Here is a 9,713-nt window from a genome sequence, read left to right as displayed (position 1 = left end):
TGAGGCTTTGATACTCGTAGACAATTTTTTTGCGTTGTCGGTAATTGCGTGCAACTACGCTGTAGTAGAGTGTATCTAATTGATACCACTGTGAATAAAATCCTTCTTTCCCCTTGCCTCTTGCCTATTGCCTGCTAAACCAACTAACTTCTCCAAATCAAACCGAATTCCTATAGCAATGTCAAATTCACAGGCTAAACGTATCTTCATCAGCTATAAGCGTAATGTTCACCCAGATGATACAGTAGCATCGCAAGTTTTCCAGGCGCTATCGCAGCAACACAAAGTCTTCATCGACCAAACGATGTCTATTGGCACACGCTGGGCTGAACGTATTGAAGCAGAAATCCGCCAAGCTGATTTTCTGATTACTTTTCTTTCCGCCTGGTCAACCCAAAGCGAGATGGTGGTGGCAGAAATCGAGACAGCACACCATTTGGCAAAATCACAGCAAGGACGACCGGTGATTCTCCCTGTGCGTCTGGCTTATCAAGAACCGTTTGTCTATCCCTTGAGTGCCTATCTAAATGGAATTAACTGGGCGTTCTGGAAAGATGAAGAAGATACACCCCGCCTGATAGATGAATTGTTGCAAGTTATCTCTGGCGGTACATTGGCTATTGGTGAAGAAAAATCTAAGGCAGATTTACTCCAAATAAGTCAGCCGTCACCCCTACCTCATCCCTTTCCTTCAGCCCAGCCCGTCTTGCTGGAAATGCCGGAAGGGACAATGGAATCGCAATCTCACTTTTATGTGGAACGCTCATCTGATGCACTTGCTTTGCAAACGATTGAACGCCAAGGTGTGACAATTACAATCAAAGGCCCCCGGCAAATGGGCAAAAGTTCACTCCTAATCCGCACAATTAATACTGCTGTGAATGCAGGTAAACAAGTTGCTTTGCTGGATTTCCAATTGTTTGACAAAGCCGCCTTAACTAATGCCGACCTCTTCTTTCGCCAGTTCTGTACTTGGTTAACTGATGAACTGGCAATGACCGATAAAGTAGATGCATATTGGAATATGCCCTTGGGCAATAGTCAGCGCTGTACCCGCTATGTCGGCCGCTACTTACTAAAGGAGTTTGGCAACCCTCTTGTTTTGGCGATGGATGAAGTTGAAAGGGTTTTTGATACTGATTTTCGCTCTGATTTCTTTGGAATGCTGCGAAGTTGGCACAATAGCCGCGCCACCGCACCCATTTGGAAGCAACTGGATTTAGCACTGGTTACTTCTACCGAACCCTACCAGTTAATAGATAATCTCAACCAATCTCCTTTTAATGTTGGGCAAGTAATTGATTTAGAAGATTTTACCGCCTCACAAGTGGCTGACCTCAACCGCCGTCACCATTCCCCCTTCAACTCCAACCAAGAACAGCAATTAATGGCGTTGTTAGGGGGACATCCTTACTTAATCCGCCTTGCACTCTACTCAGTTGCTAGCCAACGCCTCTCTGCAACCGAACTATTTGCCAAAGCCACCACTGATAATGGCCCCTTTGGCAATCATCTGCGTAATCATCTCTTTCGGTTGCATAACAAACAAGAATTGGTTCAAGCAATGTTCCAAATAATTCGCCAGAATATCTGCGAAGATGAACGAATTTTCTTTCGCCTCCGGGGTGCAGGTTTAGTGCGTCGAGAAGGGCGTATGGTGTTACCGCGTTGTCAACTTTACGCTGAGTATTTCCGGGAGCATCTGTGTTGATACAGGGGTTTGGAGGCAGGGGGCAGGGGGCAGGAGGCAGGGGGCAGGGAGCAGGGAGCAGGGGGCAGGGGGCAGGGGGCAGGGAGCAGGAGGTAATGATTGCAACACATACTTTGGTAGAGACGGCGATTTATCGCGTCTCCTGGGTTAACCGAATTTGTGAAACTGACTCTGGGCTATTTAGATAGACGAGTCATTTCAAACAATTGCTGGGCATTACTTCCTAAAAAAGCATCAAAAAGTATCTGCTTTCCAGACTCAACTTGTACTAAATAGCGCTGGGCAATTTCATAATAGGCGTAAGTCCAAGGAATCTGAATTTCTGCACCACTGTTATCATCTAATACTGTCACCATTTCCGTTACCGCTTGAGTTGCAGTTTGGCGCAAACCACAGGCAACATTTCCCTCTATCTCTGCTTTCATTGGCACACCCAGATTAGCCAAAGCACTCGCGGTAGTATCAATATCTGGATATTCTAGGGTGTTCTGTCCGTTGACGTAGCCTGTAAAGTGGTTGACAGCATATCCGTGCAGTAATACCCAAGCCCCATACTGAGTAACCTGATTCACCTCTTCGACAACAGAACGCTGGGGAGGTAGCCAAGGACGGGTAAAGACTTGCTGGAGTTGTTTGGCAATGGTTTCAATATTCCCATCTTTTTGTAGAAGAGTAAGGGGTGAGGTTAGTTTATCTGGGATTGCAGATACTGTTTTTGAGATGAGTTGAGCAATATTAACAGGCAACTCATCAACAATCAACTCGCTGATAAAAAGTTTGGGTAAGTTCAATTTCTCTTGCTGCGGATGACGATAATGACGGGCATAGAGATGAGTTTGAGCAAAATTATACTCTCCAGCCGCTACATAACCTAAAGCTTCTGCAAGTTGTGCGAGATAGTCAATTCCTAAGTTAACTTGACCCTGCGGACTATCTACTAATAAACGCAAAGACCGAAAGGCGATGTGGTCGTTGGCGACAGTCCCACCCGCAGCAGTAATCATTTGCTGGTAGGTACGGGCATGATTTACTCTGGTGCTGTATTCTTGCCAGAGTAATTTCCATAAATTGAGGGCAATTTTATTTGTCATTTTTTAAGAACTTAAAATATTACTGATAATCTGAAGGGCTATTTGAATTTGGTCGCTGTCGATAACTAGAGGGGGACAGAAACGAATTGCAGCTTTACCACAACCTAGCAATAATAAACCGTGTAAAAAAGCTTCTTGGATAATGCGATCGCGCAATTTATGATCTAGATTACCTTGTTCATCTAATAAATCTACCGCAACCATCAAACCTTTACCTCGCGGCGGCGATACTCTAGGAAATTTTTGATGCAACTCGGTAAGACTAACCTGTAAGAATTCTCCCATCTGGGTAGCGTTTGCCATCAAACCACTTTCTAACAATCGCAGTGTGGCAATACCAGCCGCACAAGCTACGGGATTACCGCCAAATGTGGTAGCGTGAGAACCTGGAGGCCAAGTCATTAACTCTGGTCTGGCAAGTATCGCACCTAATGGCAAACCACTGGCAATACCTTTAGCAGTTGTAATAATATCAGGCATCACACCCCAATGCTCGATCGCAAATAAGCGACCAGTCCGCCCCATTCCCGCTTGCACTTCATCCACTACCATCAGAATACCGTGGCGATCGCAAATATCCCGAATCCGTTTTAAAAAACCATCCTCTGGTACGATATACCCACCCTCTCCCTGAATCGGCTCAACTACGATCGCGGCTACTTCTTGCGGTGGTAAAATTGTCCCAAATAGCTGTTCTTCCAGGTAATCTAAGCTGGCGTGAGTTCCATAAGGGATATGTGTCACCCCAGGAACTAAAGGGCCAAAATTAGCTCTTTGCACTACTTTGGAACCAGTGAGAGACATTGCGCCATAAGTGCGTCCGTGAAATGCACCTAAGAATGCCACAATTAGCGATCGCTTGGTGTAATATCGAGCTAGTTTAATCGCTCCTTCGTTTGACTCTGCCCCGGAATTAGTGAAAAATACTTTTGCGGGAAACGCAGTATTACTCTGTGGTTGAGGAAAAGGGGCGCGAATCGCTAGTTGTTCCGCTAATTCCACCATCGGTTCATAATAAAAATCCGTCCCTGACATGTGCAGCAGACGTTCAGACTGTTCTTGAATTGCTTTGACAACTTGCGGGTGGGCGTGTCCGGTGGCGGTAACGGCTATACCTGCGGTCATATCCAGAAATACATTGCCATCCACATCTTCTACCATACAACCTTGTCCGCGAGATACAACTAACGGGTAATCGCGGGTGTAAGAAGGAGAAGTTACGGCGCGATCGCGTTGTACAATTGCTTGAGCTAGAGGCCCAGGCAAGGAAGTTATTAAATGGGGTGTACGAGGTAAATTTAAGTTAATAGGGATACTTAACATTATTTTTTCTATTTTTTAAAGATTACTGAAGATTAAACGCTAAAGCTTGATTGGTTACAGTAGCATTTGATGCCATTGGTATAGGAATTACGCATTTACCGAAAAAGCTTCATAGTCAAGATTTTGGTATTTTGTAAGACTTTGCCCGTGTTTATAACACAACTTCTGCGATCGCGTCATATTACATTTTTTAAAGCATCACAGCCTCACTTTTAGATGTCAGGGTGTAAGCTACAGAAGATTTGTTGAGAGAATCTGTATTACATCCACAGGAAAACTGCTATATGCAAAAATTAATATAAGTCTCTGAGATAATCAACCAATGACTTGGGCATCTGGACAAAAGTTACACCGCGATCGGTATGAAATTAAACAACAGTTAGGACAAGGGAACTTTGCTATTACTTATCTTGCTGAGGATCGGGATGGCAAGGAAGTTGTGATTAAAACATTGGATTCCAATTTGCTGAATCAATTAAGTAACGAAGACCGCGATCGCTTAAAATCAGGTTTTGCAGATGAATCCCGTAAACTAGCAATATGCAAACATCCGAATATTGTCCAAGTCATTGATACCTTCGAGGAAGGTGATTTAAAATGCATGGTCATGGAGCATATTCTAGGAGATAATTTAGCCAAGATTGTCCAACCGCGAGGATTTCTCCCAGCAAAAGAGGCTGTAGATTATATTCAACAAATTGGGAAAGCACTCATTGTAGTGCATGAACAAGGATTTTTACATTTTAATCTATAAAGGTTTACGAGATTTTTAAAACTTTGCGAACAAGATATTTCCACGAAGCCTTGCGGGTTCTAGATTTTCGTTACCTGGCACTGTTTAAATAAGCGAGGTACTCAGGCGCACGCTTTGCAAACACAAAAAGCCACAATCAATATTATTAGATTAAAATATAAATTCAATACCCAGTTTTTCAACCTTGTAAACACAGGGACAATAATGACTACTAAGGAACAAATTAATCAAGAACTAGAAAAATTACCTGAACCCTTATTACAGGAAATTTTAGATTTTGTGCAATTTTTGCAAGCCAAACATCAAACAAACAGCATATCTTCAGATAGCCAATTTGCTCAGATGCTTACAACAGAGCATACCTTAACAGGTTCTACTGCTGAAGATTTATTAGAATTTGTCGGTAGTTGGGAAGGTTCAGATATTAGAGAATGCCTGCAACTAGTTCATAATAGTCGGATGCCTCTAGAATTTTAATTATGTATCTACTAGATACTAATCACTGTTCCTTCTTGATGGAAGGTGTGCCTAGCGTTGTAAATCACTTGCGATCGCTTGGTCAGGTACAATTAGCAACTAGTGTTATTGTTGCTGGTGAGTTGCACTTTATGGCACAAAACTCACATCAAAAAGCTGCTAATTTAATAAAAATTAATGCATTTCTCAAACGAATTAACCTATACGGGATCGATAAAGAAACAACAGAAATATACGGTGATTTTAAATCAGAAATTATCAAGCAATTCGGCCCAAAAGAAAAAAATAAACGCAAAACAACCAAACTAAATACCATAGGTATTAGTGAAAATGACCTCTGGATAGCTGCTACAGTTTTACGTCATTCATTGACTCTTGTTTCATCTGATAGCGACTTTGAGCGAATGCGGCAAGTCAGAGAAATTTCTTGGGAAAGTTGGGTGTAAATTAAACAGGGTAAAAAAATCTAATTTACACCCACTCAATTAAAAAACTTCTCCACGCATCTAACAAATATTTCCACACCCATTCCCAACGCGGTTTCGTCAAAATCAAACCGGGGATGATGATGAGGATACGCCAAATCTTTCTCTGGATTTGCAGAACCTAAAAAGAAATAGCAACCAGGAACCTCTTGCAAGAAGAATGACATATCTTCACCAGCCATAGTTTGACATTCTGGCACAATACCCAACGGGGTTTCTACCACTTGTTCTGCTACAGTTCGCACCAATTCGGCTATCTTAATATCATTAATTACTGGTGGATAAAGTGCCCAGTATTCTAAGTCATAATTCGCACCATGACTTTGACAAATTCCAGCAATAATCTGCTCGACGCGCTGGTTAAAAAAGCCTTTCAAACTTGGATTAAAATACCTGACGGTAGCACTCATTCTCGCTGTATCAGCAATCACATTTCCCTTAGTTCCAGCATGAAGTTCGCCCACTGTCACCACAGCCGAATCAATGGGATTCACATTTCGGGCGACAATGGTTTGCAGAGCATTTACAATTTGGGCAGCAACTACTACAGAATCAACAGTTTGATGCGGTAGTGCGCCATGTCCACCTTTACCCAAAATTGTGCAATTAAAAGACTCTACAGCTGCCATCAATGCCCCAGCCCGTATACCCACTGTTCCCAAGGGTAAGTTATTCCACAAGTGCAAACCAATAATTGCGTCAACATCAGGATTTTTCAGCACTCCAGCTTCAATCATCGGCTTTGCGCCTCCTGGTGATTCTTCGGCTGGCTGAAAGATAATTTTTACTATACCGGAGAAGTCTTGGCGATGCTGCTGGAGATAGTAAGCTGTACCTAATGCGATCGCAGTATGTCCATCATGTCCACAAGCGTGCATCACTCCATCATGCTGCGATTTGTACGGCACTTCGTTAAGTTCTTGGATGGGCAAAGCATCCATATCTGCCCGAATCGCTAAAACTTTCTCTGCACCTAATTTGTTACCCTTAATGGTGGCAACAATGCCAGTGTGAGCAATGCCAGTTTGATGCTCAATTCCCCATTCTTGCAGCTTTCGTGATACAAACTCAGCCGTCAGTTTTTCTTGAAAACCTAACTCTGGTTGTTGATGCAATCGCCGCCGCCACTCTACCAATTGCGGTTGCAATGAACGAATTGCCAACCGGATGCGAGATAGATTAACAGAAGAGGAATTGGGAAAGGTAGAAACCATTATAAAGACAAGCTAATTGAAGTACAGCTAACTTAATTTATTGTAGGGAATGAGACATGGAACATGGGGAGAAAATTAATGCCCAATTCCCAATTCCCCATTTCCCATTCCCCATTCCCCATTCCCCATTCAAAATGTCAGTGTTTCCCAATCTAAATCTGATGCTACTTGAGCAAGTTTATCTAAATCACTCAAGTTATCGAAATAAGGCAAACAACCTAAAACCGGGGTATTAGTTAGTGATTGAATCAATTGCTGTGGTGTCCAGTCGGCTATTTCTGCATCAGTTCGAGGTTGTACACAGTTCAGAACAATGCCTTTAAGATTTATGCGCGATTGCCTAGCTAATGCGACGTTCGCCACTGCTTGAGCGATCGCACCTAATCTAACTGGTACTACTAATACCGTTGGTAAACGCCATTCTCCCGCTAAATCGGCTACGGTTAACTCGTCAGTCACTGGCGAACCTAAACCTCCCAAAGCTTCTACAAGCAAAAAATCACGTTGCGATCGCAATTTAGATAAAGCTTGCCAAACCACCCCTAAATCGACTTGGCGGTTTTCTCGTGCGGCGGCGATAGGAGGCGCTAAAGGTGCATCAAAGTACAACGGTGTAATTTCTTCTGAAGATTGTTTTAGCGCGAATAGCTTTTGATACCATTCGCGATCGCCAATCCCTGATTGAATCGGTTTCATGATTCCCCAGCTACGCTGCGGGTAATATTTTTGCCAATAGGCTGCTAATGCTGTTGTTAAAACAGTTTTACCAGCTTCAGTATCAGTTCCAGTAATCAATAGTGTGTTTAACATTAATTAGTTTCGTTGGCCAGAAAATGGCTGTGTTTCATCAACCTGCGGAAAAGTTGGCGTTTCACCAGTGGTTGGAGTTGGAATTGGTGTCTCTGTAGGAATTGGGAAGGGTGTTTCTGTAGGAATTGGGAAGGGTGTCTCTGTAGGAATTGGAATCGGTGTCTCTGTAGGAATTGGTAAGGGTGTCTCTGTGGGAATTGGGAAGGGTGTCTCTGTAGGTACTGCTTTAACTGGTGTTTCTAATGAAACATTCAGGTTGTAATTGCTTTCGGCAACTCCCGAAACCAGCGTTAACTCAATAGTATATCTACCAGAAACTAGCAACGTGCCTTCATAAGCTGTTACTGGCTGAGTATTATTATCAAGTGGTTGTTCATTGGGACTTAAAACTGTTAGCAATACGTTGCTTCCTGGCTCAATAAACGCAGTTAACTTGTCACCTTCTTGCCCCAAAAAAGTATACCGGATAATTTGATTTGTTTTGAGAGTATCTGTAACTGTGGCTGGGTTAGATGCTGTAAGGTCGAGCCGCCTACTAGATACAACAGGTTCGCTGGTGGCTGTGGGCGTGGACGTGAATGTAGTACCGCCAGAAATAACTGGTGAAGGGAAATCTTGTGGAAGCGTCTCAGTTGATGATGATTTTGACTGATTACGGATAGAACTTACCAGTGCCCAAGAACCAAATCCGGCAACGATTATTACAGCAATGGCAATTGCCGCGATCGCTAACGGATTATCCAAGAGTGAAGTAGTGGGACTTGGTGGAATCACAGGATCGGGTCGTTTCTTGGGCGAACCTGGTGGCGTTACTGGGTCAGGACGACGACCAACAGCCATTGTCTGCAAGTTAGATGCATTCAGGGGAGGAAGGCTGACTTGTTCTAAAGGTTGTAATGCTTGAGATACACTAGCAGCACTTTGGTAGCGATCGCTCGGTATATGATTCAACATTCGATTCAACACTATCGCAAATCGCGGACTTACTTTTACCCATCGCTGCCAATGCCAAGTAAGTTGGTTTTCATCAAATAACTCCTTTGGTTCTTTACCAGTCAGCAAAACAACCGCAGTCACCGCTAATGCATACAAGTCGCTACTAGGGTAAGCACCTCCTGTTTGCATTTGTTCACTAGGAGAGTAGCCTAATTTTCCCACGGTGGTTTCTGGCATTGCGTTCTCTGGCGATCGCAAACGTGTTGCTAGTTCCTTTACTACCCCAAAATCAATCAACACAGGTTTAGCGTCACTATCTCGCAAAATAATATTTTCTGGCGAGATATCGCGGTGAATAATCCCTCGGCTGTGAATATGCTCTAAAACAGGCAATAGTAACTGTATCAGTTGCAATACTTCAGCCTCTGTGAAAGTTTTACCAACAGCTAGCCGTTCATCCAGCAGATTGCGGTAAGTCTGACCTGCAACATAATCTTCCACCAAAAACAAGCGCTCGTCTTGCTCGAATCTTTCCCGAAATTTAGGCACTTGCGGGTGTTCAATTTGATACAAAATGGCAGCTTCTCGGTGAAAAAGCTCTTGTGCCTTCTCTAAAGCCGCAGCCTCCGTTGCTGTTGAAATCAATTCCTTGATCGCGCAAAGTTCGTTAAAACGCCTCTGGTCTTCTGCCAGATAAGTTCTACCAAATCCTCCTTGTCCGAGAATTTGAATTATGCGGTAACGGTTTTGCAAGACAGTGCCAACTGTAATCGGTGGTTGCATGATCGACTGATTGAGTGTAGTAGCAACTGAGGAGGGAAGTTACCCCCAGTTAGGAGTATACGCAATGTCACGCTTTAAGTCTCTTATGTAATTTTTCGAAAGAGGCAGGGGGCAGGGGGCAGGGGGCAG

The 9,713-nt window shown here is 43.4% G+C and carries 9 protein-coding genes; 4 read left to right on the top strand and 5 right to left on the bottom strand.

What is annotated here, in order from left to right; translation table 11 throughout:
- Positions 1-178: 178 nt before the first annotated feature.
- Positions 179-1,711 carry an AAA-like domain-containing protein gene (locus VB732_RS23790; protein WP_323233365.1) on the top strand — a complete coding sequence of 511 codons (1,533 nt, stop codon included), beginning with the start codon at positions 179-181 and terminating at the stop codon, positions 1,709-1,711.
- A gap of 176 nt (positions 1,712-1,887) precedes the next feature.
- Here VB732_RS23790 and VB732_RS23785 read toward each other — a convergent pair whose 3' ends face one another.
- Positions 1,888-2,802, bottom strand: coding sequence for a DUF1338 domain-containing protein (locus VB732_RS23785; RefSeq protein WP_323233364.1), 915 nt, complete (start codon positions 2,800-2,802; stop codon positions 1,888-1,890).
- 3 nt (positions 2,803-2,805) lie between these two features.
- The gene (locus VB732_RS23780; protein ID WP_323233363.1) at positions 2,806-4,125 is read right to left on the bottom strand and encodes an acetyl ornithine aminotransferase family protein; all 1,320 of its coding nucleotides are present in this window, start codon (positions 4,123-4,125) and stop codon (positions 2,806-2,808) included.
- Between the two features lie 322 nt (positions 4,126-4,447).
- On the opposite strand from VB732_RS23780, the gene VB732_RS23775 reads away from it, so the two are divergent.
- The 3 genes from VB732_RS23775 (at position 4,448) to VB732_RS23765 (ending at position 5,802) form a co-directional block, all read left to right on the top strand.
- On the top strand, positions 4,448-4,879 hold the full coding sequence (locus VB732_RS23775) for a serine/threonine protein kinase (RefSeq protein ID WP_323233362.1): 432 nt from the start codon (positions 4,448-4,450) through the stop codon (positions 4,877-4,879).
- Positions 4,880-5,083: 204 nt separating this feature from the next.
- The gene (locus VB732_RS23770) at positions 5,084-5,356 is read left to right on the top strand and encodes a DUF2281 domain-containing protein (protein WP_323233361.1); all 273 of its coding nucleotides are present in this window, start codon (positions 5,084-5,086) and stop codon (positions 5,354-5,356) included.
- Positions 5,357-5,358: 2 nt separating this feature from the next.
- The gene (locus tag VB732_RS23765) at positions 5,359-5,802 is read left to right on the top strand and encodes a type II toxin-antitoxin system VapC family toxin (protein ID WP_069070167.1); all 444 of its coding nucleotides are present in this window, start codon (positions 5,359-5,361) and stop codon (positions 5,800-5,802) included.
- A 35-nt stretch (positions 5,803-5,837) separates the two neighbouring features.
- Here the strand turns inward: VB732_RS23765 and VB732_RS23760 are convergent, their stop codons facing one another.
- The 3 genes from VB732_RS23760 to VB732_RS23750 form a co-directional block, all read right to left on the bottom strand.
- Positions 5,838-7,055 carry a M20 family metallopeptidase gene (locus VB732_RS23760; RefSeq protein WP_323233360.1) on the bottom strand — a complete coding sequence of 406 codons (1,218 nt, stop codon included), beginning with the start codon at positions 7,053-7,055 and terminating at the stop codon, positions 5,838-5,840.
- 129 nt (positions 7,056-7,184) lie between these two features.
- Positions 7,185-7,865, bottom strand: coding sequence for a dethiobiotin synthase (gene bioD / locus VB732_RS23755; protein ID WP_323233359.1), 681 nt, complete (start codon positions 7,863-7,865; stop codon positions 7,185-7,187).
- Between the two features lie 3 nt (positions 7,866-7,868).
- The gene (locus VB732_RS23750) at positions 7,869-9,584 is read right to left on the bottom strand and encodes a serine/threonine-protein kinase (RefSeq protein ID WP_323233358.1); all 1,716 of its coding nucleotides are present in this window, start codon (positions 9,582-9,584) and stop codon (positions 7,869-7,871) included.
- Positions 9,585-9,713: the final 129 nt, after the last annotated feature.

The organism is Nostoc sp. UHCC 0252, from assembly GCF_034931145.1.
Taxonomy (GTDB): domain Bacteria; phylum Cyanobacteriota; class Cyanobacteriia; order Cyanobacteriales; family Nostocaceae; genus Nostoc.
This window is presented reverse-complemented; position numbering and strand designations above follow the sequence as displayed.

Coding starts and splice junctions, on each gene's coding strand:
- VB732_RS23790 (WP_323233365.1), top strand. CDS start 179: ATGTCAAATTCACAGGCTAAACGTATCTTCATCAGCTATAAGCGTAAT.
- VB732_RS23785 (WP_323233364.1), bottom strand. CDS start 2,802: ATGACAAATAAAATTGCCCTCAATTTATGGAAATTACTCTGGCAAGAA.
- VB732_RS23780 (WP_323233363.1), bottom strand. CDS start 4,125: ATGTTAAGTATCCCTATTAACTTAAATTTACCTCGTACACCCCATTTA.
- VB732_RS23775 (WP_323233362.1), top strand. CDS start 4,448: ATGACTTGGGCATCTGGACAAAAGTTACACCGCGATCGGTATGAAATT.
- VB732_RS23770 (WP_323233361.1), top strand. CDS start 5,084: ATGACTACTAAGGAACAAATTAATCAAGAACTAGAAAAATTACCTGAA.
- VB732_RS23765 (WP_069070167.1), top strand. CDS start 5,359: ATGTATCTACTAGATACTAATCACTGTTCCTTCTTGATGGAAGGTGTG.
- VB732_RS23760 (WP_323233360.1), bottom strand. CDS start 7,055: ATGGTTTCTACCTTTCCCAATTCCTCTTCTGTTAATCTATCTCGCATC.
- bioD (WP_323233359.1), bottom strand. CDS start 7,865: ATGTTAAACACACTATTGATTACTGGAACTGATACTGAAGCTGGTAAA.
- VB732_RS23750 (WP_323233358.1), bottom strand. CDS start 9,584: ATGCAACCACCGATTACAGTTGGCACTGTCTTGCAAAACCGTTACCGC.